This window comes from Streptomyces sp. DH12 (assembly GCF_020873895.1).
Classification (GTDB): Bacteria; Actinomycetota; Actinomycetes; order Streptomycetales; family Streptomycetaceae; genus Streptomyces.
Map to the genome: position 1 here is coordinate 1 of NZ_JAHWGT010001303.1, position 427 is coordinate 427.

1 protein-coding gene is annotated in these 427 nt (G+C 74.0%); it reads left to right on the top strand.

Going from position 1 to position 427, the window contains the following annotated elements; all coding sequences use genetic code 11:
* Positions 1–427, top strand: a 427-nt coding sequence (locus LPA54_RS39795; RefSeq protein ID WP_228985284.1) for an FAD-binding oxidoreductase, incomplete at both ends; no start/stop codon positions are given.

The window sequence follows — 427 nt, forward strand, 5'->3', positions numbered from 1 at the left end:
GTACCAGGACGCGGGCGTCGAACCCGGCCGGGTCTGGCGGCAGTGGAGCGTGGTGGAGCGCCGCACCGAGACGCCTGACGTGGTGTCCTTCGTGCTCCGTCCCGCCGACGGCCGGCCGGCGCCGGAAGCGCGCGCCGGCCAGTACGTGAGCGTGCGCGCCCTGATGCCTGACGGCATCCACCAGCTCCGCCAGTACAGCCTGTCCTCGGACCCGGGCGGGGAACTGCGGCGGATCACCGTCAAGCGGGTCGCCGGCACGGACGGCGCGCGGGTCGGGGAGGTCTCCCGGCTGCTGCACGAGCGGATCCGCGAGGGCGACGAACTGACCCTGTCCGCTCCCTTCGGGGACGTCTTCCTCGACGACCCGGCCGACGCCACCACTCCGGTCGTCCTGGTCTCCGCGGGCATCGGCGGTACCCCCATGACC